Origin of the sequence: Polymorphospora rubra (genome assembly GCF_018324255.1) — a bacterium.
GTDB lineage: Bacteria > Actinomycetota > Actinomycetes > Mycobacteriales > Micromonosporaceae > Polymorphospora > Polymorphospora rubra.
The window spans coordinates 2830593-2856675 of record NZ_AP023359.1; the positions used below are offsets into that span (position 1 = coordinate 2830593).

At 71.4% G+C, this 26083-nt stretch carries 23 protein-coding genes and 2 pseudogenes; 5 read left to right on the forward strand and 20 right to left on the reverse strand.

All coding sequences use genetic code 11. The annotated features are described in order from the left end of the window. Positions 1-145: 145 nt before the first annotated feature. From Prubr_RS13060 to Prubr_RS13105, 10 genes and pseudogenes are all read right to left on the reverse strand, one after another. On the reverse strand, positions 146-1789 hold the full coding sequence (locus tag Prubr_RS13060; protein WP_212825249.1) for a VWA domain-containing protein: 1644 nt from the start codon (positions 1787-1789) through the stop codon (positions 146-148). 14 nt (positions 1790-1803) lie between these two features. Next, entirely contained in the window at positions 1804-2952 is a 1149-nt protein-coding gene (locus Prubr_RS13065) for an AAA family ATPase (protein ID WP_246568636.1), read from the reverse strand. 552 nt (positions 2953-3504) lie between these two features. Next, a complete protein-coding gene (locus Prubr_RS13070; RefSeq protein WP_212825251.1) occupies positions 3505-4515 on the reverse strand; it encodes a hypothetical protein in 1011 nt (336 codons plus the stop codon). Between the two features lie 103 nt (positions 4516-4618). Continuing rightward, positions 4619-5683 (reverse strand): annotated as a pseudogene (locus Prubr_RS13075) (M23 family metallopeptidase); the annotation flags it as partial. Then, a complete protein-coding gene (locus Prubr_RS13080; protein WP_246568638.1) occupies positions 5680-6276 on the reverse strand; it encodes a hypothetical protein in 597 nt (198 codons plus the stop codon). The gene Prubr_RS13080 and the pseudogene Prubr_RS13075, both read right to left, overlap by 4 nt. Positions 6277-6404: 128 nt before the next feature. Then, positions 6405-7433, reverse strand: a complete 1029-nt coding sequence (locus Prubr_RS13085) for a hypothetical protein (RefSeq protein WP_212825255.1) — start codon at positions 7431-7433, stop codon at positions 6405-6407. 45 nt (positions 7434-7478) lie between these two features. After that, a complete protein-coding gene (locus Prubr_RS13090; protein WP_212825257.1) occupies positions 7479-7862 on the reverse strand; it encodes a hypothetical protein in 384 nt (127 codons plus the stop codon). A gap of 171 nt (positions 7863-8033) precedes the next feature. Then, positions 8034-8711 (reverse strand): GGDEF domain-containing protein, encoded by a 678-nt coding sequence (locus Prubr_RS13095; protein ID WP_212825259.1) that lies wholly within the window; start codon positions 8709-8711, stop codon positions 8034-8036. Between the two features lie 58 nt (positions 8712-8769). Beyond that, a complete protein-coding gene (locus Prubr_RS13100) occupies positions 8770-10431 on the reverse strand; it encodes an ISAzo13 family transposase (protein ID WP_212825261.1) in 1662 nt (553 codons plus the stop codon). A gap of 125 nt (positions 10432-10556) precedes the next feature. Continuing rightward, positions 10557-11486 carry a MarR family transcriptional regulator gene (locus tag Prubr_RS13105; RefSeq protein WP_212825263.1) on the reverse strand — a complete coding sequence of 310 codons (930 nt, stop codon included), beginning with the start codon at positions 11484-11486 and terminating at the stop codon, positions 10557-10559. A gap of 452 nt (positions 11487-11938) precedes the next feature. Here Prubr_RS13105 and Prubr_RS13110 point away from each other — a divergent pair, with 452 nt between their 5' ends. Next, on the forward strand, positions 11939-12250 hold the full coding sequence (locus Prubr_RS13110; protein WP_212825265.1) for a hypothetical protein: 312 nt from the start codon (positions 11939-11941) through the stop codon (positions 12248-12250). Positions 12251-12518: 268 nt separating this feature from the next. Here the strand turns inward: Prubr_RS13110 and Prubr_RS13115 are convergent, their stop codons facing one another. The 3 genes from Prubr_RS13115 to Prubr_RS13125 all read right to left on the reverse strand — a co-directional run bounded on the left by Prubr_RS13115 (position 12519) and on the right by Prubr_RS13125 (position 15134). Beyond that, positions 12519-12989, reverse strand: coding sequence for a hypothetical protein (locus Prubr_RS13115; protein WP_212825267.1), 471 nt, complete (start codon positions 12987-12989; stop codon positions 12519-12521). A gap of 793 nt (positions 12990-13782) precedes the next feature. Beyond that, positions 13783-14265, reverse strand: coding sequence for a hypothetical protein (locus tag Prubr_RS13120; RefSeq protein WP_212825269.1), 483 nt, complete (start codon positions 14263-14265; stop codon positions 13783-13785). 137 nt (positions 14266-14402) lie between these two features. Further along, on the reverse strand, positions 14403-15134 hold the full coding sequence (locus Prubr_RS13125; protein WP_246568640.1) for a hypothetical protein: 732 nt from the start codon (positions 15132-15134) through the stop codon (positions 14403-14405). 919 nt (positions 15135-16053) lie between these two features. On the opposite strand from Prubr_RS13125, the gene Prubr_RS13130 reads away from it, so the two are divergent. Beyond that, the gene (locus Prubr_RS13130) at positions 16054-16767 is read left to right on the forward strand and encodes a hypothetical protein (protein ID WP_246568642.1); all 714 of its coding nucleotides are present in this window, start codon (positions 16054-16056) and stop codon (positions 16765-16767) included. Positions 16768-16949: 182 nt separating this feature from the next. On the opposite strand, the gene Prubr_RS13135 is transcribed toward Prubr_RS13130, so the two are convergent. Beyond that, complete coding sequence (locus Prubr_RS13135; RefSeq protein ID WP_212825271.1) at positions 16950-17468, reverse strand: hypothetical protein; 519 nt, start codon at positions 17466-17468, stop codon at positions 16950-16952. A gap of 24 nt (positions 17469-17492) precedes the next feature. Here Prubr_RS13135 and Prubr_RS13140 point away from each other — a divergent pair, with 24 nt between their 5' ends. Beyond that, positions 17493-17888, forward strand: coding sequence for a hypothetical protein (locus Prubr_RS13140; protein ID WP_212825273.1), 396 nt, complete (start codon positions 17493-17495; stop codon positions 17886-17888). Between the two features lie 143 nt (positions 17889-18031). After that, entirely contained in the window at positions 18032-18607 is a 576-nt protein-coding gene (locus tag Prubr_RS13145) for a hypothetical protein (protein WP_212825275.1), read from the forward strand. A 136-nt stretch (positions 18608-18743) separates the two neighbouring features. Here Prubr_RS13145 and Prubr_RS36835 read toward each other — a convergent pair whose 3' ends face one another. After that, positions 18744-19034, reverse strand: a complete 291-nt coding sequence (locus Prubr_RS36835; protein ID WP_246568644.1) for a hypothetical protein — start codon at positions 19032-19034, stop codon at positions 18744-18746. Between the two features lie 74 nt (positions 19035-19108). Here Prubr_RS36835 and Prubr_RS13155 point away from each other — a divergent pair, with 74 nt between their 5' ends. Next, a complete protein-coding gene (locus tag Prubr_RS13155) occupies positions 19109-19342 on the forward strand; it encodes a hypothetical protein (protein WP_212825277.1) in 234 nt (77 codons plus the stop codon). 2 nt (positions 19343-19344) lie between these two features. On the opposite strand, the gene Prubr_RS13160 is transcribed toward Prubr_RS13155, so the two are convergent. The 5 genes and pseudogenes from Prubr_RS13160 to Prubr_RS13180 all read right to left on the reverse strand — a co-directional run bounded on the left by Prubr_RS13160 (position 19345) and on the right by Prubr_RS13180 (position 26060). Further along, positions 19345-19698 carry a hypothetical protein gene (locus Prubr_RS13160; protein WP_212825279.1) on the reverse strand — a complete coding sequence of 118 codons (354 nt, stop codon included), beginning with the start codon at positions 19696-19698 and terminating at the stop codon, positions 19345-19347. Positions 19699-19741: 43 nt separating this feature from the next. Further along, positions 19742-20617 (reverse strand): replication-relaxation family protein, encoded by an 876-nt coding sequence (locus Prubr_RS13165; protein WP_212825281.1) that lies wholly within the window; start codon positions 20615-20617, stop codon positions 19742-19744. Positions 20618-20834: 217 nt separating this feature from the next. Continuing rightward, positions 20835-23329 (reverse strand): annotated as a pseudogene (locus Prubr_RS13170) (type IV secretory system conjugative DNA transfer family protein). A 17-nt stretch (positions 23330-23346) separates the two neighbouring features. Continuing rightward, the gene (locus Prubr_RS13175) at positions 23347-25140 is read right to left on the reverse strand and encodes a VirB4 family type IV secretion system protein (RefSeq protein ID WP_212825282.1); all 1794 of its coding nucleotides are present in this window, start codon (positions 25138-25140) and stop codon (positions 23347-23349) included. Further along, positions 25137-26060 (reverse strand): PrgI family protein, encoded by a 924-nt coding sequence (locus tag Prubr_RS13180; RefSeq protein WP_212827971.1) that lies wholly within the window; start codon positions 26058-26060, stop codon positions 25137-25139. Before Prubr_RS13180 ends, Prubr_RS13175 begins: the two co-directional genes overlap by 4 nt. Positions 26061-26083 lie beyond the last annotated feature (23 nt).

Below are 26083 nucleotides of genomic sequence, written 5' to 3' on the forward strand. Positions count from 1 at the left end.
TTCGGATAAATACCATTGCGGATGTTGGGCGGGCTGGGCGTCGGTGGCGCGACTCGACTGCGTGTACGGGAAAGCCGCCCCGGCCCAGCACGGGTCGGAGCGGCTTCCTCGAACTCATGTCAGGTCGACCGTCTGGGCCGGCGTCTCAGGCGTTGGTGAGGGCGTCGATGGCTGCTTGGCCGATGGGGTTGATGCAGGTGGTGGGGTCGTCGACTGTGACGATGGTGGTGTGGTCGTAGGCCCTGGCTGGCCAGTGGTCGTTTGCGGGGGCGAGCCACAGCACGGCGCATCCGGTCTTGTGGAGGCTGGTGATGGCGGCCTGGGCTTCGTCGGGATTGACGTAGTGGCCGTCGGAGACGACGACGAGCAGTCGTGCCGCGCCAGGGGTGGACAGGTGCAGGAGCCGGTCGGCTTCTGCGCACGCCTCCACGAACCTTTCCGTTCCGGCATCGGCGCGCATGTCGCGGACCTTGGTTGGCCGGCGCCCGGGTGGGATGAGCAGGGTGATCCGGTCGCCGTAGGCGAGGGTGGCGGTGGTGGCGCCAGCGCGGGTGGCGGCTTGGGCGACGATCCACGCGGCGGAGGACATGGGGGCGGCGAAGTCGTGCATGGAGCCGGAGGCGTCGATCAGGATCGCGACGGTCAGGTCGGGGTCGGGAACAGGTCTGCGTACGGTGCGCTGCCAGGGTTGGGCGGTGGGGGTGGCGCCGGTGGCTCGTTGGGCGGCGAGGGTGACGGCGGCGCGGGTGCGTAGCCGTCCGGGTGGGCTGGTGCTGGGCTGGGTGGTGCGGGCGGGTTCGCGGTGGCGGGCGCGTCGTAGCAGGGCGGTGAGCCGGTTCGCGGCGTGGCGTTCGGCGTCGACCGGCTCGCGTTCCTCCCAGGTGATCGGTGTGTCGGTGTCGACGTGGCGGCCGGGCCCACCGGGCCGTGTGCTGTCGTGTGCGGGTTGTGGGGTGTCGGTGGGGTTGAGGCGGATGGTGTCGAGGGCGATCACGATCGTCGCGGCGATGGTGCTGGTGGCCGCGTCGTTGGCGGGCAGGTCGGGGCTGGTGGTGGGGTCGATGCCGAGCAGCCGGCACCACCGTTCACCGAGGGCCACCATGGTGTCGACGTCGGTGTCGTCGACGGTCTGGGCCTCCTGCCAGATTGCGCGGAGGCCTTTGAGGAGCTTGCGGCCGAGAATCTTGGTGATGGCGCGTCGTGGTTCGCGGACGTCGCCGTTGTAGAGGATCTTCGCGTCGACTCGGGCGAGGAGCAGGCCGGCGGCGTAGGCGGCGCTCCAGGTGGTGTCGGTGGCGGTGTCGGTGGGGTCGATGATGCTGGTGACGGCGCGGCGCAGCCACCTGCGGTCTCGGGGCCGGCCAGCGCGGTAGCGGGCTTCGATCCGTGATTCCTCGAGTAGGAGTGCGGCTTCGCGGACGACGGGTGGCACCCCGGGTGGCGGGTCCCACTTGGAGTGGATGACGTGGGCGCACTCGTGGAGCAGGACGCCGTAGGCGACGGGAACCTTCGCCCTGGCCCTGTGTACGGAGCGGCGGGGGTCGGCGATGGCCGGGTCGGGGATGAGGTCGGCGTCGATCTGGATCTGGGCGGTGGCCGGGTAGCTGCGTCCTGGTGAGCCGCCGGCCGCGGCGGGCGCGACGGTGACGTGGGCGTCGGTGCGGCTGGTGAGCCGCGCGGCGTGCCTGGTCCAGGCCACCGACCAGGGCCCCCAGGGCGACGTGGCCGCCGTAGTGGCTGGGGTTGGGCTGGCGCCGGAGGTGACGACGTGTGCGGAAACGCTGGTCATGGAAGGGGCCACCTCTACTTCTGCTTGCCGAGGGTGAGCGGGGTGATCGCGGCGCCGCGGTAGGCGCGTTGGAGGGCCTCGACGACCGCTGGCCGGTCGGGTTCCGGCGCGATCGCGGCCAGGTTCGCCACCGCTGCGGGTAGGCCGAGGCTCGCGGCGATGCGCTTGAACGCCAGCAGCTCACGTAGTTGGGGTGCCCAGTCGATCTCGTGCTTGCCGAGTCGCTGGTTGAGGGTGATGGCGGCGTCGATGGCGCCGTGGGGGACGCCGAGGGAGCGGGCGAGGTCGAAGTCGGTGGTGACCTCGATGTGGACGGAGAAGCGGCTGGCGAGGGCTTCGGTGAGGATCGCGCCGTGGACGCCGGGGTTGTGGCCGGCGCAGACGAAGAAGCCGTCGGTGGCGGTGACGGTCTCGTTGTGGTGGGCGGTGATGGTGATCGTGGCCCGGCCGTCCATCGCGGGGTAGAGGACGGCGAGTACGCGGGGTGGGATGAGGGTGGCGTCGTCGATGAACAGGGCGCGACCGTCGCGCATGGCGGTGACGAGGGGGCCGTGGGAGAACTCGAAGCCGCCGTCGGGTAGTGGGACGAAGTTGCCGACGAGGTCCTCGACGGTGGTGTCGCCGTGGCCGGCGACGGTGATCGCGTCGGGGTAGGCGGCTTCGATGAGGCTGGTCTTTCCGGTGCCGGGCGGGCCGTAGAGCAGAACGGCGATCTTGTCGCCGCGTAGCTTGCGGAGGACTTCGATGTCGGTGCCGTCGCCGAGCTGGCGGGGCAGGTACCAGTCGCCGTTGGGGCGCAGTACGGCGCCGGGCCGTGGCGGCACCGGCCCGGCCGGCGCCGACGCTGGCGCCGCCGGGGCAGGGGTGGGGGCGGCTGGTGGGGTGGGGATGGCGCCGTAGCCGGTGTGGGCCTTGAACGCGGCCAGCCCGAGCGCGGTGATGGTGTACCGGCGAGGCGGGCCGAAGGACATCTTGGCCCAGCCGCGGTCGGTGAGCCGGTACAGGGCGGAGCCGATAGCGCCGGACGACCGGCCGGGCAACGCCTTGCCGATGTCGGTGATCGAGAAGGCGCGGCTCGGCTCGTCCGCGAGGAGGGTGACCACGGGCCAGAAGATGGGGCGTGGCTTGGCCTTCGGCTTGGCGGGGTGAATGGGGGTGGTCACCGGGCACCTCCAACGGTGGCTGCGGGCGGCGTGCAACCGATACCTGCCGGCCCGGGGGTGCTCAAGTCGTCGCGGCCCGGCGTAGGCGGTCGCCCGGCGGGGAATCGGTCGTGGCGGGACTGTTTCTGCTGTGGCATGGGTGCTCCTTCGGCGTTGAAAGCCGCCGCGCGCCCTCCCAGGGCGCGCGGCGGCGGTGGTTGGTCCGCTGCGGGCGGGAAGAGCGCGCGTAGCCAAGCGGCGGCTACGCGGAGCGGTACTCAGGTCGGGCGTCTACCGTTCGGCGCGGCGGCCGGGTCGGGAACGGCATCGGCCCCGCGCGGGCCGCTGCGGCGGTCTACGGGCTGCGGGCAGGGCGCACCGGTCGAGCCATCACCGGCGGGACACCGCGCCCCGCACGGTCGCGGCGCGAGTCGGTGGCTTCTGCCCGGCCTGGCCGGGCGGTGGCACGACGATCGGGACCGGTCCCGCCGCCGGCCGCCGCGTCGCCCCTTACGACAGGCCTGTCCACGGGCGGATCCGCCCGTGGACAACTGCTGTGGATAACCAGCCCGTCTAGGCGTCGAGCGAGGGTGGCCACGTGGCGCGGCGGCTGACCCGGCCGATCTCCTGCAGGTGGCTTTCGCTGGACCGGCAGATCCGGCACCAGGTCGTGGTGTCGCTGCCGTAGCCGGCCATCGACGGCAGCGTCCGGTCGGCGATGTCGTAGCCGGTCGCCCCGCACACCGTGCACCGGCTGCCGTATGGCCCGTCCGGCTCGAACATGTCCTGCTCAGGGGCGTGTCCGTGACCGGGTCGTGTCTGCACCATGGGTGGGTCGACCTGCCGCCACATCCAGAGGTCGTCGACGAGGACGTACCAGCCGTCGGTGTCGACGGTGACGCGCCGCATCCCGAGGGTTTCGTCTCCCGCCTCGGGCTGCCAAGGGGTAGAGGTGTCGATGCTGCCGGCCGCGTGTGCCATGAACACCTCGGTGCGGTTGCCGTAGCCGCGTCGGACCAGCAGGTCGGCGGTCTGGCCGGGCCAGGTACGGGCGTGGGCGTCGGCGGCGATCCGCTCGACGGCTTCGAGGCGGAAGCGGGCGATGACGGAGCCGTCGTACTGGTAGCCGGCGGCGATCTCGCCCGGGTACGGGCCGAGCTCCCCGGCGGCGAGGTAGGCCGGTGTCCAGGTCGCTGTCGCCGGCACCGTGGCGGTGTCGTAGACGGCGGCGGTGTGAAGTTGGGGCGGCATCGTCGAGTCGATCACGAGCCACCGGTGTCCCTCGCGGGCGGCGGCGTGGAGCCGGTCGAGCAGGCTGGTGTCGTCGGGGCCGGGTTCGGTCAGGGGCTGCCGGTACGGCGGCCACGGCCGCGAAGGCTGTGGCCCGTCGTCGTGGACGGCGGTGACGGTCGCGGACCGGGGACGGGGCGCGTTGACCGGGGTGAACCACAGCCGGCCGCCGGCCGTGTCCACGACGAGCCACGGCTCCTGCGGCTCACCGGTCGGGCCGGCGTCGGGGCCGGCGATAGTCGTTTCGGCCTGCCGGAGGGTCTCCCGCAGGTCGAACCAGAGCTGTCTGGTCACGTGCTACTCCTTGCTCTCATACGAGAAAGCCCTCGGCCGGGCCGGCCGAGGGCGGTGGGACTGGAACGGGCGGGGCGGCGGCCCGCCGGTGTGGCGGGTGATGCCCCAGTGGTGCTCCCACCCGCGTGTGGTGGGCGACCGGGTCCACCGGCTCGTAGGCCTGGGCCCGGTTGTCGTGTGCCGGCCGGCGTACCCGGACCTCGTAGTGCAGGTGCGGGCCGCTGGAGTGGCCGGTGGAGCCGACGACGCCGAGCGGCTGCCCAACAGCGACCTGCTGCCCCGGGCGGACGATCGGTGGCTGGTCCATGTGGCAGTAGCGGGTGAGCAGGCCGCCGGGGTGTTCGAGGTCGACGTACCAGCCGCAGCCGCGGGTGCGGACGGGGTCGCCGTCGCGGTCGCAGCCCCAGTCCGCGCCGCTGTCGGCGTGGACCGCGTTACAGGCCACGGTGCGTACGGTGCCGGCCGTCGCGGCGCGGATGAGGGTGCCGCGTGGCGCGGCGAGGTCGACCCCGTCGTGGCCGGGCCGCTGCGGGATGCGGAACCCGGAGACGAGGGGCGCGTGAACCGGTGCGGTCCACGGCCCGGTCGTGCCGCAGCCGGCGAGACCATCGGGTAGGTCGAGGGTGTCGGCGATCGTGGCGACGAGGTCGGTGGCGGCGTTCTCGTGCCTGGCGTAGGCGTCCGGGTACGCCGAGACCTGCACGGCCTGGGCGGCGTCGGTGAGCGGCATCACCTCCCAGCCGGCGACGGTGACGAGCTTTCGGTAGAACGCCTGCGAGGCGTAGGCGGGGTCCTGGAGTTGGGTGGGGGTGCCCCAGCCCTGGCTCGGACGTTGCTGGAACAGGCCGACCGAGTCCCGGTCGCCGCCGGCCAGGTTCCGCAGGCCGCTCTCCTGTATGGCGGTGGCGACCGCGATGACCCAGCCACGCGCCGGTACCTCGAGCCGGTTGCCGGTGGTCACGATCGTGGCGGCGTTGCCGACCTGGTCGCTGTCCCAGCCGCCGACGGCAGGCCACACCGCCGGCGACGCGGCGGAGGGCGGGAACGCCGTCGGGACGCATCCGGCGGTCGCGGTTCCGCCGCCGACGAGACCGGCCAGGCCACCGGCGCACAGGACGAATGCCGCGATGACGGCCACGGCCAGGGACAGCAGGGATCGCAGGGTCATCGCGTCCGCCGGCAGCGTCCGGCGGCGGGCCGGCAGGGGCGCGGGCGCCTCGCGTCGCTCTGTCCGGGTGTCGGGGTTCGGCGGGAGCTGGTGTTGGCGGTGGTGGGCGAGAACCCGTTCCTGGCAAGGGGTTGTAGTGGGTGCGTGGCGATGGGGATCGGGGCGAGGGGGTGGATGGCGGCCGGCTCGCCGTCGCCGGTGTACACGGCGACGGTGCCGCTGGCCGGGTCGATGACGTAGATCCAAGCGGCGCCGAGGTCGGTGGCGAGGCTGAGCGGGAAGACGGTGACCGGCTCGAACCCGCCGGGCTCTCCGGTGCCGAGGGTCATCCCGACGCCGGCCACCGGCCGCTGGGTGGGAATGCCGCCAGGCCCGCAGGGGGTGGTCGCGGTGACGGCGGGGTCGAGGTACTCCCAGTCGTGGGCGAGGACCGCGCCGGTGAGCGCGTTCGTGTCGCGTCGGGCCACGCCCGCCCAGATACCGCGTAGCCGGGCGAGCAGCGAGCTGGGGTAGCCGTCGAAGTGGACGTAGCGGGCGTGGATGAGGTGCGGCTGGTGAGGGCTGGCGGTGCCGACGTAGCAGGGGGTTCCCACGGAGCTGTCTCCTTGCCTTGAGCGCGGTAGTTGAAGGCGGGGTTCGCGGGTGGCGGGCACGGCGACGACCGCGCGGCTACCGGTTGGGTGGCCGCGCGGTCGTCGAGTGGGTGTGGATGTGTGGGGGGTTAGCGGGTGAGGACGGCGACCTTCTCGCCGAGCAGCAGCGGCGCCCCGTCGGGTCCCTTGATGTGGGCGTGGATCCAAATCCGGTACGCCTGGCCGTGCCTGTTGGTGAGGCGGCGCCAGTGGCCGCGTACGACGAACCGGACCCGGTAGTGCCACTTCGGCGGGCCGCCCGCAGGTTCGGTGATGGGCGAGGTGCGGCGCAGCATCACGACCCGGGTGGCGTGGACGATGCGGTCGCGTACGGCGCGGCGGCGGGCGGCCCGGTCCAGGGGTGCGGGCGCGCAGACGCTGATCGGCTGGGCCTGGATGCGCCAGAACGCGTACGCGATCGCCGCGCACACCCGGGCGGTGTCGCTGGTGATGAGGTAGCGGCCGTCGGGTGCGGTCTGCCAGTCACGGTCGGGCTCGTCGACATGGGGCTGGGTGATGGCCGGTACCGGTTTGGCGATCGGCAGCACGTCGAGGACGGTGAGGACGTAGGGGCCGAGCCGTGACGGCAGGGTCGGGTCCTGGCGGGCGTAGTCGCGGATTCGGGCGGCGTGGGGGTCTTCGGGGTCGTCGCGGTTGGCCCAGCCGCAGATCAGCCAGGACCGTCCGGTCGGGGAGGCGACGGTGGCCCAGGTGATCGCCGCGATGCCGCTGACGTGGCCTGCCGGGTTGCGATGGTAGATCGGCTCGGGCAGGAAGAGGACGCCGGTGTCGGTGGGGGCGGCGTCGGCGGTGAGCAGGTCGCCGGACAGGTCGAGGGCCTGCGCGGCGGCGGCGATGACGGCGGTCATGGCCGGGGCGAGGACGTACGCCTCACCGTGTGCCCACACCATGCTGCTCGCCCGGTTGAGCACGGCGGTGAGCTTGTCGTTGCGGCGGGCCTCGTCGCCGGCGGACGGCAGGGCAGCCCACCGGGCCCCGACGAACGTCCGGGTGTACTGGTCGCTGGCGATGGTGGCGCAGTAGTCGCGCATGCGGGTCTTCATCTCGACGGCGACTCGCGCGTAGCCGGCGAGGGTGTGCTCGGTGCGGAAGGGCATGTGTTCCTCCTGTGGGCTGAAAGGCGAGGTTGGTGAGGCGGCAAGCTACGCGGCGGCCAGGGCGGCGCCGGGAGTGCGGCGCGGCAGCCGCGACCGGAGCTGGGTGATGCCGGTGGTGAACCAGCCGATGAAGCCGCCCGGCTCACGGCGGTGACCGACGGCGGCCCGGCCGGTGACAGGGGCTACAGGGTTGGAGTGGTGCCGCACCTGGGACGTGGTGGCCCGGGCGGCGCGCATCGCCTGCTGCGCCCGCGTCGCGGCAGGGCACGGCCCGGCCTGGCCGGTGCACTGCAGGTTGGCGCACCGGTCGTCGGGGCCGGGCTGGTGGGCGGTGAGGACGTCAACGGCGAGCCGCCACAGCAGCGGGTCGGAGACGTCGGCGGGTACGAGGGCGCGATGGGAGGGGCGGATTCGGCTGCGGTCGGACATGCGGGGCGACCTTTCCTACTGTTTGCGGGCAGGGAGCAGCGGCCAGTCGATGCCGGCGACGTCGTGCCTGATGGCGGGCTGAACGATGACCGTGTCGATCGACGCTTATCTCTCGGCCAAGGTCAAGTCGTCGGGCGCGGATGTGGGCTCGTCCCCTTGAAGGGGATCCGGCTACCGCAGGTCGCGGTACCGGCCGGGCGGAGTCTGGTCACCGTCACGGTCAGGCGTGTACGGGCACACGCCGCCCTCGCCGTGCTTGGCCAGGTACATGGCCTGGTCCGCCGCGTGCAGCACGTCACGGGCGCCCATGCCCGGCACGGCGACGGCGTAGCCGACACTGGCGGAGACCGCGACCCATCGGCCGGCGATGTCGAACGCCCGCCCCGCGATCCGGTCGTACGCGGCCCGGGCGGAGGCATCGGTATCGGCGCCATCGCCGTGCACGACGAGGGCGAACTCGTCACCGGACAGGTGCACGGCCAGCGCCACCGGCGGTGGCAGGCAGGCCAGGCGGCGACCGACCTCGGACAGCAGGTCGTTACCGAGCTCGTGGCCGAGGACGTCGTTGACCGCCTTGAACCGGTCGAGGTCGAGCAGCACGACCCCGAGCGGCTCGCCGAGGATGAGGGTGGCGTCGAGATGCGCCAGCAGGGCCCGCCGGTTCGGCAGGCCGCTGGTCTCGTTGCGCATGGCCAGGCTCCGCCACTGGCCGAGGGCATCCTCCCGGCTGGCGATCGCCTGCCGTTGCCGGCGGAGAACCCGCCGCTGCCAGCCGAGCAGCGGCACGGCGGCGGCGACGCCGGCGAGGACGCCGCCGGCCGCGGTGAGGTAGGAGGTTAGATGGGACACTGGGCATCGCTCCTCTGTGGAAAGGGATTGCCGATGATTAACTCGCAGTCTTGATCTTTCAGTTGTTGGGTGTGTTCGTGGCTGCGGTGGTAAGTAGGTCCAGGATCGACGCGGTGGGTGTGATGGCGTCGATCGTGGTGCCGTGTTGGTCCAGGAGCTGGCGGGTCTCGCTGATCGCTCTACGGATGCTGCTGCGGCTGGTGGTGAACATGGTGGCCAGGGTGGTTTCGGGTAGTTGCAGGCGTAGGTGCAGGACCGTGACCAGGACCCGGTCGGCGAAGGTGAACCGTGCTGGCCGTCCGGGTCGTGGTGCGTGGGGTTTCTTGCCCGCCGCGACGCGGCGTTGGTGTTGTCTGTCCTGCATGAGATTGCCGCGCAACGCCTCGAGGGTGGTGATCATCTGCTGGAGGTCTTGGCGGGGCATGCCGGTCAGCGTCGGGTGCGTCAGCGTCGGGGCGTCATGTGGCGTGGGGGTTCCCGGCTCGGGCCGGAGGTCGGTGGGTGGGGTTTGTGGTGTGGGGTGCAGGGTGTAGTTCCAGTCGCCGTGGAAGGCGTGGCGGCTGATTGGCAGGGCGGCCATCTGTGTGTCGCTGATGGTGACTCCGGTGGGGTAGCTGCCGGTGTCAAGGGCGGCGTGTACCCGTAGTCCGGTGCGGGTGGTGGTGGCGGCGATGGTCTGCACGACGACTTCGTGGCTGGTCAGTGGTCGTCCTCGCCAGTTCTGGGTGATGTGGGAGAACAGGCGGTGCTCCACCTTGTTCCATTTGGAGGTTCCCGGTGGGAAGTGGCACACGGTGATCTGCAGCCCGGTCTGCGTGGCCAGGGCCGCGAGTTCGGCTTTCCAAGCCCGGGTGCGGTAGCCGTTGGAGCCGCCGGAGTCGGCGGTGATCAGCAGGCGGTGGGCGTGTGGGTAGTCGTCGTGGCCGGTTGCGGTCCACCACCGGCGGATCGACTCGACCGCGAAGGCGGCCGTGTCGTGGTCGGTGCCGACGTTGACCCAGCCGGTGTCGGTGGCCAGGTCGTAGATGCCGTACGGCACCGCCTTGCCCTGGCTGTCGCTGGGGAAGTCGTGGGTCAGCGTGGTGACCGGCTCGCCCTTCGGCCGCCATTGCCGGCCGGGGTTGCTGAACTGCCCGATCAGTTCCTTCTTCTTGGTGTCGACGCTGATCACCGGATCGCCGCTGTGGTTGTGGGTTTTGACCTGCTCGTTGATGTACTGGAACTGCGTGTCACGGTCCGGGTGCTGCCTGCCTTCAATGGTTTTGGTGTTGGCCTGCAGGCTGAACCCCTCCCTGCGCAACAGGTCGGCCACCGTGTCCGGCCCGACACGATGCCCCTGGCGGGTGAGTTCCGCGGCCAGCGCGCGGGTGGACTTCGTCGTCCAGCGCAGCGGCGACATCGGATCCCCGCGCTCGTCCGGCTCGACCAGGGCCAGCAATGCCGAACGCAGCCCGGGGTCCAGGTCCGCCAGACGCTTTCGGCCACCACCAGGCCGGCGCGTCCTGCCCGACGGTGGCCCGCCGGCATCCAGGTCGGACACTCCCCGCGCCACCGTGTTCTCCGCGACTCCTGCCGCCCGGGACACCGCTCGGATCCCGCCGCGCCCCAACGCCCGGGCCTCGGCTCCCATCAACAGCCGACGCTGCCGCTCATCCAGATACGGGAAGAGCACCTCGAACTTCGCCGCCAGTACCTGCTCGGTCTCCACCGTCACGGCCATACCACATCGGACACCATCCCGCGGCGAAACCGCAAGTTATTTGCCGGCAATCCCAAAGGGAGCACCGGGGCGGGCGACAAGCGGCCAAACTTCGACGCCCGCCCCGGGCTACCGACGGGTCGGGGTCAGGCGGTCTTCGGGGCGAGCTGGAACGTCGCCGGCCGCTCCACGGTCTGGATCGCCGCACCGGCGGTGACGAGCTTGTGCAAGGCGTTGACGACCGCGCCCGCGCTGGCCTTCGCCGCGCCGCTGCCCTCGTTGGCCTTGTCGATCGCCTTGCACAGCTCGCTGGTCTTGAACTGCCGGCCGGGGCTGGCCTCCAGGACGTCGAGGATCGCGCCGCGCAGGCTGCCGCCCGGCCGACGCGCCTTGATCGCCGCAGCCTGCTCGACCAGCGCGGGCGAAGGCTGCGGCGTACCGTCGGCGGACGCCGGCTGCTCGAGGTCGGCTCGTGGGCCGTCGCCTTCGGTTGCCGGCTCTTCGGCTGCCGCCGGGGCGGGCCGTTGGCTGGCTGCCGTCTCGTCCTGGTTCCCGGCGTGCGGCACGTCCAGCAGCGCCGGGTCGGCGTTCTGCGGCTCGCCGACGGCGGTGACCGTCTCGCCGTCCGGCTCGGGGCCTGCTTCCGACGCGGTGTCCGGATCCGACGGGTGCGCCGTCTCCCCGTCGGTCTGCCCGGCCGAGGTGACGTGGTCGTGCGCGACGCTTCCGGGCTCGGCGCTGTCGTCGTCCGGGACCGGTTGCGGCTGGTCGTAGGGGCCGGTGGGCTGCTGCTGCCCGGACGGCGGCTGGCCGTCGGGTCGTTCATCGACGCCTTCGCCGCTGCTGCCAGCGTCAGCGCTTCTTACGGGCTTCCACAGGGTGCGGCCGTCGTCGGCGCGAAACGGCTGTGCCAGGCCGGCGTCCTCCAGCGCCCGTAGCCGCTTGGTGGCGGTCGAGTAGCCGATGGCCGCGTGTTCGGCGATCGCGGCCGCGGTGGCCTCGCGGAGTTCCGCGATGGCGGCGGCGACCTTGTCCAGGGTGGTGGGTGGGGTGGTGCCTGACGTGGGGTTTTCCATTTGTTGCCTCTCTTTCTCTGGTCGAGCTGATGGGATCGGCGTGCACTGATGCACGCTTCGACGGCGCCGTGAATCAAGTGCGGTGACCGGATCTCGGGATGCCGCCGAAGCCGGAGTTGGCTCGGCCGGGCGGGCGGCGACCGCAGGTGCGCCGACGCCGCCGACTCGGGTTCGCCGGAGCCGCACCGGCGGCGCGATCAGGACGTGTGCCCGGGTAGGAGGGCAGGCGTGACGCCTGCTCGCACGGGGTCCTGAAGGGCGTTGGGGGCCGACTGTCGCTGGTTGCCATGCACCACTGGGCGGTGGTCTCACGCGGGCTGCCCGCGTCCGAACCTTCCGCATGACGGGCAGCCGGTGAGGAGGAGCCTGGCCGTCAGCAGCGGCGGACCGTACTGGTTGTCGGCGCTGCTCGCGAGGGGTGTAGAGCCCGTCCGGGAAAGTACTGTGATTCGGTGGAGGGGAACGGGTACAGCGCGGACGGCATCGAGGTCCTCGAGTTCGACGAGTCCGTGAAGAGATGGCCCGACATGTACTTCGGCGCCGGTCGAGGCAGCCCTGACCTCGCCACCCGGGTGCTGAGTAGCGTGCTGGCGTATGCGCTGCACCCGGCCACGCGGGTTGCCGCGCCGCATACCCCGCAGGCCACTGCCGAGATCACCGGCGACCTTGCCTTCGTGGTCACCGACGACCAAGCCGATGCCTTGGACGAGTCCGGCTCCGTACGCCTGGGCTACAACGGGTCGCTGCTCGGTCCCGTCCGGTGATCAGCGCCGCGGCGGCGGCTGTCAGTTCACGGACCGTGGTCGAGGTGTGGCGGGACGGCCACGGCCTTTGCCAGGAACTCGCCGGCCTGCACCCGGTCGCGGAGCCCCGCGACGTCGACCCACTGTCAGGGGCGGGGACGAGGGTGGCCTTCGAGCTGAACGACGCCTACTTCGGTCCGGGCCCGGGCACGTCACCGTCATCGACGTGCGGGGCCGCGACGAGCCCATCGTGGTCCCGTACCGATGACACCCATCGCGGGCTGAGTGATCACTGCCGTTGCTGCGGCAGGTCGGGACCGGCGGCGGTGTAGGAGACGGCGGCGAGGTGCCCAGCGGCGAACCGCAGGGCTTCGGCCGCATCGGCCAGTGACGCCCGTACCGCCGCGGCGTCGGTCTCGTCCAGGCCGTCGCTCTCGCCGCCGGGTCGGCTGTCCGCGAGCTGCCGTAATCCGCTGACCAGGCTGTGTGTCAGGTGGGTCAGCGAGGTGGCGACCTCGGCGAGATCCCCTGACGTGGGGATGGCGGCGGACCGGGCAGGACCGAGGCAGGATGCCAGATAGGTCACGAGGGTGCCCGTGGCCTCCGCAGCGGTCCGGGTCAGCTCGGGACTGAAGGTCGCCTCGCGGCCGAAGGCCACACCGATCTGATCGGCCAGCGACGCTTCGGACGCTGTACAGGTGGCAGCCGTCGCCTCGTCGGTGTCCCGGCCGGCGACGCCATCGCGGGCGGGCCCGTCCACCGCCAGTGCCGGCGGGCCTGTCAGGACCGGCGGATCCTGCCGTCAACGACCAGAGCGCGTGTGCGGGGGCCGGCGGCCGGGACCGGCGCGGCGGTGTCGCGGCTGCGATGTCGCGGACGAGGGACCAGGCGCTGCCTGCGGCTCGTGCCGTGTCGTGGACGAGTCCGCAGCCTCGCGTAGCAGCACCTCGACGTCGTCGGCGGCGCGATGAGGTCGCCCCGGATGTCGCTGTCGGCGTCGAGGCGGTGAAATGTGGCTGGCGGGCTGGCGAGGAAGTAGTCCCGGTCTGTGTGTGCACCCGGGCGAGCAGCGTGAGGTGCGGACAGGTGACCGAGAAGGAGGGCGACGTCGGCGGCGTGGGCAGGGCGTCGAGGCGCTGAGGGGCCGGTGGCGGTGTGTAGCAGTGGTTGAGGTGCCGGCGGCGATGACAGCGCTGCCCAGGCGGGCGGGGCTGAATCGGCCGTCGGCCGCGAACAGGCACGCATCATCGCCAGCCAGGCGCCGGAATCCTCGTCGGCCGGCCCGTCTCCTCGACGAACACGGCGTGCGAGGGCGTTCGCCGCCGGGGGGCAGATAGGCGTGTCGTCCGCGGGTGCCACCACGGACCGCACCGCCGCGGAATCGCTGCTCCAGCGGACAGCGGGCGGTCTACCACGGGTTCTCTACACACAGGACAGACGGGATCTGAATCATGCTGCTTCCTTCAACGGGCGGCGACAGGCGACGCGCTCGGATCGCCGCAGGCCTGATGGGGCAGTGCCAGCCGGCGGGCTGCCGGGCGGCGCCGAGCTGGTCATTGAAGCGCGCAGGCCAGGCCCTCTCGCGGCCGGCGGCGAAAGCGGCGCCCTGCCCCGGGGCGGCGGCGCAGTTCAGGCCTGGCGCGGCGTGGGCACGTGGGCGGCGAGACCGTGACCTGGCGGCCGAGGATGGTGACGATCACCGAGTTGCGGCGGTACTGGCGGCGGCGCGTAGTTGCTCGATGAGGTGTGTGCGGGCGGCGAAGCGGCAGCGCGACGAGCAGGTCGTCGCCGTCGGGGTCCGGCTGGTCGCGGTCGAGCCGGTCGGCGAACACCGCGCGGACGGTGGAGGCGCCGGCTGGCCGGGGCGGCGGCGGCTGCGGCAGGCCGTTGGACATCAGGTAGACGCCGTAGCACGACGAGCAGCAGCGCGGGCCCGGCGGCTCGTCGCTGACCGGGTCGGCGTGTTCTGTCGCGGCGACGGCGTGCTCGGCGAGGTTCAGGACGTCGGCGAGCGGGAACCGGAAGACCGAGATCATGGTGGAGGTCTCCTTCTGCAGCGAGATGGCGGGTGGGTGGGCGACCGGCAGCAGCGCGCATCCTTCGGGTACAGGGATGGCGGCGCTGGCCCGATCGGTCCACTGGTTGGCGCACGCCAGGGGGGCGGTGCGGTCGACTAGAGCGAGACCGAGAGCTGTTCGGGGTCGATGCCGTCGAGCAGGCGGTTGGCCTGTTCGAGGTAGGTGACCCGGTCGGCCATCGCGTCGCTGGCAGGGGCCAGCTTGGCGCCCTCGACGGTGATCAGCGCGTCGCCCGCGAGGGCGGTGGACGCGCTGTAGTGCTGGTAGGCCATGCAGCCCGCCTGGAACATCTCCAGCTCCTCGAGCGGGATCTGCCCGGCACCGTAGGTGGCGGCGTTGTGCATCCGGATCGCGTTGACCCGGGGCTGGTTCTTGAAGTCGGCCACGGCGGCCTCACCGGTGTAGGCGTTCGGGTCCGCCAGGTGGCGGGCCTCGTAGACGTGCCACGGGGTGGCGGGCGCGGTGCCGTGGACGACCCGGCTGAACAGCTGGTGCCGGATGCCGGCCCCCATACCGAACGCCTGGCGCAGGCCGGCCAGGTCCAGCAGGTGTGCCGGTCCGCCGGCGCAGCAGGCCGGGCGGCCCTTGCGCAGGCCGATCATCTGCCGGTGGTGCCACAGGCGCAGGGCCTGCGATACCCAGAACCGCGGCGACAGGTTGCCCTGCACGCCGAAGTTGCGGTCGAGCTGGCGTGACGTCAGCGCCTCGCCGGGCAACTCGTCCGGAACATAGACGATCATGGTGTGGATCGTCACCGTCGGCGTCGCCGGGGTGGCCGGCTTGGCCGGGGCGGCCTGGGCGGTCTTGCTGGTACGGGTCTTGGCCATGAGGGCTCTCCTTGGGTAGGCGTGCCTGGGCACGCAGGGGTGACCGGCCCACCGGGTACATGGGTCGGTTGCGGGATGTGGGTGGTGCGGATGGATCGGCGCGACCAAGGGGGCGCCGCGCGGCGCGATGCCGACCGGCCTTTGGAGGCGGGTGGGCGTGGCGTGCCGTGTTAATGCGGCGGTGACTCCCGGGGTGGGGCCGAACCGGTGGGGATATGTGAGGTGCTGTTGGTGCCGTGAACGGTAGAGGCCTGATCTGTCAGGCCGATACGGCGCGATGATCGCCGGAAAGGACGGCTGACCTGTGCTGTGAGACTTTCCGCGGCGCTGTGGGCGGCGATCGGCGCGTCGCGGTGAGATTTGACCGCGCTCACAGGTGATCTTGTGGGTTTCAGGCCGGTACGACAACGGTCACGGGCAGCGTCCGACAGGAGCCGTTCCTGTTTTCGGCCTTCGGTCGGCGCAATGATGCCGGGAGGTGGGTGGTGGCGGACATCCGAGACTCCGAGCGCGGTCCAACGAGGCGGCCGTAACGGCTGCCCACGGTGCGCCGGGCCCGCGACGAGCCGATCGCTGCGGCACCCATCCCTGTAGACCGCTCGCCTAAAGTTCGCCGCATGTACTTCGTGTGCCGGTGGCGGGACGGATCGCCGTTCAGTAAGCGGGTGGTCACCGTGCCCGACGCGACGGTGCTCGACTGGTTCCGCCGTGGCTGGGACCGTGACGACCCGGACGGATGGATCGACAGCGAGCTGGGCGGCTACGTCTACGGCTTGGATTCGGTCTTCGAGGAGGTCCAGAAACGGGGCCTGCCCAGGCCGGAGACGGTTGACGAACTGCGCGAGCTGCTCAACGAGCATCTCTGGGTCGAGGGGACGACGAGGACACCTTCATCCGGCTCGGCGAGCACGCCTTGCGCGTGCGTACCGACGACGACGAGGTGGACCTGGCCTACTACTTCGTCGACGACCAGGCCGCTGCCGCGTCACCCGACCGGCTCGCCTTCCTGCTGTACGACACCTGGCCGCTGCCGACTGGCACCGCCGAGCCCGGTGCGGTCTTCAGCCATGGCGTACCGGTTCGTACCGTTCGGCTGGCCCCGCCCGGGCCGGAATCCGTCTTCTCGGTCCGCCTGTGCTGGGGATCGCCCGATACCCATCGGAACCTGGACCTGGCCGGCGCCATTGCCTTTCCTGGCCTGGCGCTGCCGGACCTCGCTGCCAGCCTGCGTGCCGTCGACGACCCCGGTGCCTGCCGCTGGCCGCACGACGCCCGGCTGCTGCGAGCCCTGGTAGCCCCTGCGGAGGACGACGCTGGCGTGGCGTTGGAGCGCTACGTCCGGCTGCCCGGATACGACCCGTCGCCTGCCAGCATCGACACGATGCCCACGCACCACGTCATCCACCAGGAGATGCTGCGGCTGCTGGCCCCGGAGTCGTCCGCCGGGTCGCTGATCCGGTTGGATCCCCACATCGCGCAGGTCTCGCGGCATATCGATGACTTCTTCGGATTCGACCAGTGGTTCCTCTTCGACACCCGGTGGGCGGCGGCCCACCCGGATCTGGCCCGCTCGCTTTTGCGGTACGCAGCCCACTGGGACCCATTCCACGACATAGCATCGAAGATGGGCTGACCTTGGATTTGTCGCTGAGTTTGAGCGTTGACCCGAAGGCGGGAGGAAGGCGTCCGTCGCGATCGCCTCCAACGAGTTGTTCTCGAATGCGCACATGTTCGCGCGAACGTGTGTCAGGTGCCGCCGAAAGTGGCCAGGTTCGTCAACAGTCCGGGTTTGTCGAGAAGCAGGCGAGTTCCGCTTCAGTTTGCCCAGGGATATGGACCCTGCCGGATTACCGTCAGCGGTTCGGCGTTGCGGCTCGGCCACATCTCAATGAGGTAGGTGAAGTGGTCGCCCTCGACGTCGGGGTCGGCGTCTGGTGGCGGGTCTGCTGGTACGTACGACACTCGAACGCGGTACCGTCCCGGCTGGACCCCCAGCGCCTTCGCTGTGTCAGGTGGCTCTGTACAACCCACAACTGATACCGCTCCGGTGACGACGTCGAGGTCCGCCTCGACGGCATGTTCCGCTTCCGACATGAGCGCAGGGGCAATCTCGTGGATCGTTAGTGCCGTTTCGACGAAGTCTGATCGTGCTGCACCGATGGAGATTGAGTGAGGCTCCAGTCCGATCCGGTGCAGGCGCACCGCATCGTCTGTCCAGCCACCCGCTGCGCGAGTGGGGTCGGTGGCGGCGCCGGCCCGCATCGCCGCGTTGTGGGCGTCAACGTCCTGCAGATAGAACTGGCCGTAGTCGGCGAACACCGTCGCTTGCCGCATCCCGATCACCATCTCGCTGAAAGCATGCTCGTGAATTTCATGATCCAGTATGGGGTCTTCGTGTGTGCAGCGGTCATAGCTCCTGGCCGTGGTAGGGCCTTCATCCGGCCAGGGCTGGATCCGATCGGCGAGGTAGATCAGCGGGGCCTGCGGGTCGAGGCCGAGCGCGGCGGCGACGCCGATCTGCTGCCGCTACTACTCGGAATCTGCGAAGACTTCTTCGCCGACGCTGGTTCCGCTGTCCACCACGACCTCGCCGCGCTCCTGCAAGCCAGACACATCACCGGCGGGCCAGGCCGGCTGACCGACACACTCGCACCCACCCGCCAACGCCTCGAGACCCTGGCCGAACCCGACGGACCATGCTCCCGGCAAACGGCGGACTCGCACGAGAGTGGCGCTCAAACTCGCCGACATTGATCATGTCGACCAGCCTGAGCTGGCTCCGGAACTCGCTTACAAACGGCTCTGGTTCTCGCCGACGCAATCAGGGCCCCTGTGCATGCGAGGTCCGGGCAGATCGTGAGGGCTGTCGTCGACGTAGCGCAGGTAGCGTCCACCTGGTGAACTTGAACCTGTTCCACAGCGTGCCGGAAGGGCTGACCCGACGAGCCCGCTTGGTCGTTTCCGCGCACGGCGTTCGAGCTGATGTCCCCGACGTCGAACAGTACCGGCCACGCTGGCTGGAGCTAGGCGTTCCTGCCTCCGAGATCAGCCGGACGGCGGCGTTCCAGCAACGGTGGGGCGGCCTGGTCCTGCCACCCGCGCCGGCGTACGACGGCGGCCCCAGGTACTTCGATGTCGACACCCCGGATGGTTCCCCGGCGCCGACGTTGGACGGCTCCATGATGCACGGATGGTGGTTCGAGGCAGGACCGCAGCGAACAGCCGTACCCTATTTGTTCATGATCGGCCCCGCAGGGGAGTTCGGGATCCACGCCCAACGGTGGGTGCCACTGCACGCGACCATCGAAGGATGGGTCGAGTCGCTTGCCCTGGCCCGCCACGCGGCGAAGTGGGCCAGACAGATCACCATGGTGACCGGCGACGCGGTAGATAGCCTCGGTTGGACAGGCTTGAACCAGTGGCGGAGGTTCAAGGGCTGGCGGACAACTGGTGGCGGGGTACCGACTTCTTAGTGGCCGTCTACTCGGGAGAGGCCACGTGCATGGGCGCGGCCGCCTACCCTATTGCGCGGATCTATTCAGGTTTGGATGAGTGGGGGCTGCGCGGTGACGAAGGCGGACCCACCGGCCATGGCGACGATCCCGCTGGTCAGTCCCCGCAGAACCATAGATACAGATGCTGGCCCTCCTGAACCATTATCGCGAGCCGGCGGATTTCAGCAGCAGCCGATTCAGGAATCACGCCGTCCGGCAGCCGCTCCAACTCCTCCAGCAGCATGGGGATCTGCCGCTCGTTGAAGACGGTGTCAAGGTAGGCGCAGAGTCCGGCGAGCATGGGATACACCGCGCGGTCGAGGTCGATCAGTTCCTGGGTCCATTCGAAGCCGGACGCGCGCGCCAAAATACGTTCAGACTCTTGCCGTACCTGCAGGTCGATCACCGCACTACGGTAGCGGCACTCCCAGCTGAAAGATCATCAAAGGCTGCGCCAAGCCGCAGAACATGCACTCCGTCGTGCAGACGAACGATGAGATGAGCGGGGCCGATTGGCGGCCGACCGGCCCCCAAGCTGACCGGCGGGATCCGCAGGAAGCGTCCGTGGGCACCGTCACGTTCCGTGACCAGCGCTGCTGGCTGGACCAGAGGGTCCTGATGTCGCGTGGCTACAACGAGCGCTGCCAGCCGTTCCGCTGGACCGATACCGCCAACCAGATCCTCGCCAAGGCACACCGCAACACCAGCGGGTGACCTCAGAGGTCACGCCACACATGCGGCTCCTGGTAGGCATGCCAGCCACGGAAAAACCAGTCCGCCAGATCCCGCATCCTTTCGAGACAATCCTGGTAGTAGTGCGCCGGTTGCGGCCGAGGGAAGTTCGGGTGGGCGGTCCACTCGGCCACGACGTGTGAGACCTCGTAGAACCCCTCAGCCACCCAGCGAGGCAGACCGTCATGACCTTCGTACTGCCCGCAGGCCACCCGCATCGCGCGTTCCAACCGGCTGAACGCCACTCGATCCCAGACAAGATCGCTCCGCAGGCGGGCCAGGAAGCTGCCCTCCGCGGCCTCGAACTCTCGCCTCAGCACGATCAACGTGTCGTCCATACCCGCATCTTGGCAGTCCTCGCGAGGCGAACCTTGGCCCCTCTCACCAGTCGTCGAAGCGTTGTGGGTTGGTGGCTGCGTCGGGGCCGTGGTCGGAGGGCAGTTCGTGCAGGTGCCGGCGGTGGGTCGGGTCGGAGACGAGTGTCCATACCCGTCCGGCCGGGTCGGGGCCGTGGACGGCGGTCGCGATCGGGCTGGCGGTACGTAGTCCGGCGAGTACGCCGAGGAGGCTGGTCTCGCGGCGTCGGGTGGGGACCCAGAACAGGACGGGGTAGCGGGGGCCGAACTCGGTGAGGCGTTCGTAGCCGCGGAGCTTGGCCACGACGCGGGCGAGGTTTTCGGTGTCGTTGTCGTGCTCGAGGAAGAAGCCGGTCGTGGTGTCGCCGGTGGTCCAGATGCCGTGGCCGTCGGGGCGGATGCCGGACTGGGCGTAGACGGTGGTGGCGTGCTGTTCGGACCACCACCGTGACAGGTCGGCGTCGGGGGTGGCGCGGGCGGTGGCGATGAGGTCGGTGAAGAACTGGTTGACGCCGAGCAGGTGGTTGATCTTGCTGCTGGCGGCGATGCGTCTGGCGCGGTCGAGGGAGCTGCGTGGCGGTCTGGCGCCGGGGTGGTCGGGGTCGTGGTAGGTGGTGGGGTGTAGTTGCAGCCCGACGGGTCCGAGGGTGTAGAGCAGTGGGCCGTGGCGGCCGTGGGCGGTGCTGCGGCCGAAGCGGTGCAGTACGTCGAGGCGGTGCAGGATGGTCAGCCGTCGTTGGGCGGTGCGCCGGCCGTCGAAGAGGGCGCTGGTGATCTGGTCGGTGGACAGCAGGTAGTGCTCGGCGAGCAGGGCGAGCAGGGCGCGGTCGCGGGCGACGATGCGGCCGTAGACGGCGAGTGGGTCGGGCTTGCTGGAGGCGGAGGGAACGCGGGAGTACACGGGGGTTGCTCCTAGGCAGGAGAAGGTTTCCCTCCCGTTCGGGAGGGTGTCTGGCACGGGCGGGATCGGTCCGTGGCGGCTGTCAGGGCCGTGTGCGGCACTGACAGCCCAGGTCAGAGGTGGTCGACCAGGCGCGGGTGGTGACCTGTGGTGATCCGGGTGACGAGCCGGTGCACGCCCCGGGTGACGCCACCGGCTGACAGCGGGACCGGACCGGTCAGCCGCGTCGGCCGTGGGCGGGGCGGGTCCGGCGTTCGTCGGGCTTGCGGCTGAGCCGCTCGACGAGTTCGTCGACGGCGCTGGTGTCCTGGCTTGGCACGGCCGCGGCGGCGGCCTGCCGGATGACGGTCGCGGCGCCCACGACCGGCTTCGGGGGCCGCGTGCGCATGGTGAACGCCGGTGTCTGCCGGCCGTCGACGACGAGGCGCGCGGCGGCGGTGTAGGCGTCGAGGTGGGACAGGTCGTGCTCGCCGAGTTCGGGTTGGGTGTGCCGGGAGAGCAGTTTCGCGTCCTCGGGGCGCAGGTGAAGTAGATCTTGTTGCGGGCGTTGGCCGAGGTGGCGGCGAGCAGGTCGCGTGGGAACTGGGCGAGGTCCTGGTGGGCGAGCACGAGGGAGAGCCGGTACTTGCGTGCCTCGGCGAGCATCGTGTCCAGCGAGTTGGCCAGGGTGAGGAAGTTCTGGGCCTCGTCGATGATCAGGGTGGCGTCGCGGCGGCGTTCGGGGGCGGTGGCGGCGCGGGCGGTGGCGGCCTGCCACACCTGTGCCAGGACGAGGGAGCCGAGTAGCCGGCTGGTGTCCTCGCCGAGGATGCCCTTGGGGATGCGGACCAGCAGTACGCCGCCGTCGAGGATCGTGCCGATGTCGAAGCTCGACTTGGGGTAGCGCATGGTCCGCTTGACGAAGTCGCGTAGCAGGAAGGACCGCAGCCGGGCCAGGACCGGGCCGATGACCTGCGAGCGCAGGGAGTCGTTGAGGCCGTCGTACCACTGCCAGAATCCGCTCAGGCCGGCCGGGTCGTCCAGGTCCACCGTCATCGCCGCCCGGAACTGGGGGCTGTTGAGCAGCGGTGGGATGTGCTGCAGGGTGACGTTGTTGTGGCGTAGCAGGGTCAGGCAGGCCACCCGCATGACGTCGTCCATGCGTGGGCCCCAGGCGTTGGCGAAGATGTTGCCGAAGATCGAGACGAGGTTGTCGACGACGAGGTCGGGGTCGTCGCCCTGCAGCGGGTTCAGCGTCGGCGGGTTCTCCTGGTCGGGGTCGAACAGCACGACGCGGCCGGCGACGTCGGCGGGCAGCCGGTCGAGGATGTCGGTGACGAGGTCGCCGTGCGGGTCGATGACGACGGTGCCGCGGCCGGCTTTGATGTCGTCGACGGCCATGTTGACCAGCAGGGTGGTCTTGCCCGAGCCGGTCGAACCGATCACGTGCGTGTGGTAGCGGGCGTCGGCGACGGACAGCCCGACGCTGTGGCCGCCGATCTCGGCGTCGCCGAGCATCTTCACCCCGCGTCCACCGGCGGGGACCGCGACCGGTGCGGGCATGGACGTGGCCCTGGCCCGGTCCAGGCCGGGCACGGCGAGGTCCTGTGGCAGGGCGGCCAGCGCGGCGAGTTCCGGGGTGGAGGTGAGGAAGCCGGGGCCGAGCCGGCGGGCGGCGAGGACCGCCACCGGGGCGGTCATGCGGGTGCGGTGGGTGAGCTGGTTGCGTCCGGTGTGGATGGCGAACGCCGAGGCGAGGGTGTCGGCGATGCCGCGTAGCCGGCCGCGCGGGTCGGCTCCGGTCCGGGTGCTGGTGGTGGCGACCGCGTGGCGCAGGCTGGTCTGCCACAGCGGGTGCGCGGTCTTGTCCAGGATCGCGCGTACGTCCCGTTCGATCGTCGGGTCCCGCCCGGTAGCGGGCGTCGCGGGCCGCCCTCCGCTGCTGCCGGGGATGAAGATGTCGAGCAGCCACAGCAGCGGGGCGGCCGGGTTGACCGCGGGCAGCGCGGTCTTGCCGGCCCGTAGCCGGCCGGCGGCGCGGCGGGCCCGCGCCGCCCGGCGTGGGGTGGCGGGGCGGGCGAGGACCTGCACGCAGGCGTACTCGCCGGTGTTGAGCTGCGCCCCGGCGGACATGAGCGGGCGCAGTGGGTCGGTGTCGTGGTCGGTCGCCAGCGGCAGCCACTCGGCGTGCACGGGTAGCAGGTGCCCGCCGGAGGCGGGATGCGCGTGGAGGGGGATCGGTGGGCCCGGGGTGTCGTCGGTGGTGGTGGCCGAGTTGGGCCAGGCGGCCCGGACCGCCGCCTCGACCGCCCCGGGCGGGACGGTGCCGGGCACCCAGATCGAGATGAGCAGCTGCCGGCCGGACCAGGTGTACTGCCACACGACGTGCGGCGTGCCGTAGAGCAGCCGCCGCCGGCGTGACGGGGTGAGGATGCCGGCCAGGTTCGCCCACCACGCGGCCGCGCTGTGCGGGTCGACCTCGGGCGGCGGCGCGATCATGACCAGCCGCGCCCCGCGAGCGTGGTGGCGGTGCTGGCACACCTCGACCAGGTTGCGTACCGCGACGGCGAGGACCAGCAGGCCGGCGGCGACGGCGGCCAGCCACGGCCGCTGTACGACCCAGACGGCGGCGTCGACGACAGCGTCGGCGGGATCGGCGGGCGGCGCAACGACACCGGCGCCCCGCCCGGAGGTGGGGCGGGGCGCCGGTGACTCGGTGAGCACTGGGCTCAGCACGTCGAGGGGTGGTGTCACAGGCCCTCGTCCTCCTCGCCGGGGTCGGTCAGCTCGGCCGGGTTCGTGGTGGCCAGGAGGTGCTCGGCCTGCGAGGAGATGGCCTCGAACGCGGTCCGGTTGGTGCCCGAGATCAGCAGGCCGTGGCCGCGGCGGGCGGACAGCAGCAGGCGGCGTTCGCCGCCGGTCAGCCCGAACGCGGCGGCGACGGCGTCGATGGCCTGCGGCGCCTGCCGCAGCAGTATCTGGGTGGCGGCGTTGGAGACCACGGCTTGGCCGAGGTCGGTGGCCAGCACGTCGGCGGCGTCCTGGGTGATCACGGTCAGCCCGGCGTTGCGCTTGCGCGCGGCCTTCGACATGCGGAACAGGAACTTCGCGCCCTCGCCGTCGCGCATCAGTAGCCAGGCCTCGTCGACCACGACGAGCCTGCGCTGCGACGGATGTTCGGGGGCGTCGACGGTACGCCAGATCGAGTCGAGCGCGAGCAGGGTGCCGGCGGTCCGCAACTCGTCGGGCAGGTGCCGCAGGGACCAGACGACCAGGTGCCCGCTCGGGGTGTGGGTGGTCGGCCCGTCGAACAGGTTGCTGAAGCTGCCCCGCACCCACGGCGCGAGCCGGGCAGTCAGGTTCACCGCGGCCGGGTCGCCGTCGGCGTCCAGGATCGCGACGAGGTCGCGTAGCAGCGGCGCTGGCCGGTGGTGGGTGGCCGGATCCGCGGTGATGCCGGCCTGCAGATAGACGGCGATGATGGCCCGGTCCAGCGCGGCCCGCTCGGCGGGTGGGGGCTGGTGTCCGAGCAGGACGCTGACGAGGGTGTGCAGGAACAGGCCCCGGCGGGTGAGCACGTCCGGGCGGCGGTCCCCGGCCGGCAGATCGAGTGGGTTGATCTTCACGCCGGGCAGGCCGAGCCGAACGATGCTGCCGCCGACCGCGTCGGCGAGCCGCGGGTACTCGTCCTCCGGGTCGACGACCGCGACCTGCACGCCTTGGTAGAGGCTGCGCAGGATCTCCAGTTTCACGAAGTACGACTTCCCGGCCCCGCTTCTGGCGAGGACGACGGAGTTGTGGTTCTCCTGCGCCCACCGGTCCCACCAGACGATGCCGGCACTGGCCGGATTGGTGCCGTAGAGCACGCCGCCGGTCGCGGGCGGGTCACCGGGCAGTGGAGCGGGCAGGTCCGGGCTCGACAGCGGGAACGCGGCGGCGAGGGCCTGGGTGTCCATGGTCCGCAGCATCCGCAGCCCATCGGCTGCGAGGGGCAGGGTGGTGGTCCAGCCGGCGAGCTGCCGCCACGTCGCCGGCTGGACCTCGAGCAGGGTGGACGCCGCCGCGGCCCGGACCTGGGCGCACGCCTCGACCAGTTCGGCCTTGCTGCGGGCGTGCACGGTCAGGTACAGGCCGACCCGGAACAGCTTCGCGGCGCCCCGGGCGACCCGGTCGGCGAGGTCGGCGGCGTCGTCGGCCGCCGCCTCGACCAGGGGATCGACGAGCCGGCCCTTGCCGGTGTCGGCGCGGCGGCTGGACTCGAACCGGGCGCGTTGGTTTCGCAGCCGTGCCGCGGCGACCGGGCCGGGCAACGGCTCGACGTGCAGGGCGAGGTCGAGGCGGCCGGGCCAGGACAGCAGCGGCTCCAGCCAGGCCGGGCCGACCTCGGCCGGGTAGCCGGTCACGACCATGGTGGCCGCGTACCCGTCGCCGACACGCAGCCAGCGAGGCGTGACCTCGACCGCGGCCGGCGCGACCGTCGCGGCCACACCGGCCGGCCGCAGGCCGCCGAAGCGGCGGATGCCGTGTCGCTTGGTGGTGATCATCTGTTTGTCGTCCTTCGCATTTGTGAGGCTGTGGTGATGACGGCGTCGGGCGGGGCCAGTCCACCCGGGCGAGGCGGCCGGTAGGGGTCGGCCGCGCTGGTGAGGGCGGCGGTGACCGCCGGACCGTCCAGCACCTGCGGGCTGACGCCGAGCCCGGACAACGCCCGTACGGTGTCGTCGGCCCGCCGCAGGGCGGCGTGACCGCCCTGCTCGCCGGTGGCGGTGCGGGTGACGACCAGGACCTGCCGGCGCAGCGGGTCGCGGCGGGCGGCGAGATCGGCGAGGAACTCGGCGTGGTCGGCACATGCCTCCCGCAGCCGCGGATGCGGCAGGGCATCAGACGCGGCGGCGAGGGTACGGCTGTGGGAGGCCAGGTCGACCGGCTGCGCGGACACGACGACCTGGGTCGGCGTCGCCAGGCTGTTGAGCCAGCGCCCGAAGCCATCGATCAGGGCCGCCTGCTCCGCCGGAGTGCGCAGTGCCAGGTTCACGGTCGTGGTCCCGACGATCGCCGCCCGCACGCCGCCGAGGGCGATCTGCCCGTCGTCGTCGATGGCGTCGGCGGGCAGCCGTAACGGCGCCGGCAGCGGCATCCGACCGGCCTTCGGTGGTTCGACCCAGTCCGGCAACCCCTGACCGGATGCCGGACCGGCGGTGGACAACGAACGCGGGCCACGAGTGTGCCGGATCGCGTGGAGCAGCCATGTGTCCAGGGACAGGCCGTCGCGGCGGCCGAGCGCGAGTCCGGTGACCAGGCCGCCGAACACCACCCCGGCGCCGACGAGCAGCGGCGCGGGTACGACGTCGTGCAGCGTGCGCCATACGCCGTAGAAGCAGAGTGCGCCGGCGGCGACGATCGCCAGCTGATGGAACGTCAGCCCGTAGGCGACCTTGTCGGGCGCGTCAACGTCGGCGGCCATGCGGGCCCTGGACGACGGCTCAT

Coding starts and splice junctions, on each gene's coding strand:
- Prubr_RS13060 (WP_212825249.1), bottom strand. CDS start 1,789: ATGACCAGCGTTTCCGCACACGTCGTCACCTCCGGCGCCAGCCCAACC.
- Prubr_RS13085 (WP_212825255.1), bottom strand. CDS start 7,433: ATGCCCTTCCGCACCGAGCACACCCTCGCCGGCTACGCGCGAGTCGCC.
- Prubr_RS13090 (WP_212825257.1), bottom strand. CDS start 7,862: ATGTCCGACCGCAGCCGAATCCGCCCCTCCCATCGCGCCCTCGTACCC.
- Prubr_RS13100 (WP_212825261.1), bottom strand. CDS start 10,431: ATGGCCGTGACGGTGGAGACCGAGCAGGTACTGGCGGCGAAGTTCGAG.
- Prubr_RS13105 (WP_212825263.1), bottom strand. CDS start 11,486: ATGGAAAACCCCACGTCAGGCACCACCCCACCCACCACCCTGGACAAG.
- Prubr_RS13120 (WP_212825269.1), bottom strand. CDS start 14,265: ATGATCTCGGTCTTCCGGTTCCCGCTCGCCGACGTCCTGAACCTCGCC.
- Prubr_RS13125 (WP_246568640.1), bottom strand. CDS start 15,134: ATGGCCAAGACCCGTACCAGCAAGACCGCCCAGGCCGCCCCGGCCAAG.
- Prubr_RS13135 (WP_212825271.1), bottom strand. CDS start 17,468: ATGCGGCAAGCGACGGTGTTCGCCGACTACGGCCAGTTCTATCTGCAG.
- Prubr_RS13140 (WP_212825273.1), top strand. CDS start 17,493: ATGCTCGTGAATTTCATGATCCAGTATGGGGTCTTCGTGTGTGCAGCG.
- Prubr_RS13160 (WP_212825279.1), bottom strand. CDS start 19,698: ATGGACGACACGTTGATCGTGCTGAGGCGAGAGTTCGAGGCCGCGGAG.
- Prubr_RS13175 (WP_212825282.1), bottom strand. CDS start 25,140: ATGATCACCACCAAGCGACACGGCATCCGCCGCTTCGGCGGCCTGCGG.
- Prubr_RS13180 (WP_212827971.1), bottom strand. CDS start 26,060: ATGGCCGCCGACGTTGACGCGCCCGACAAGGTCGCCTACGGGCTGACG.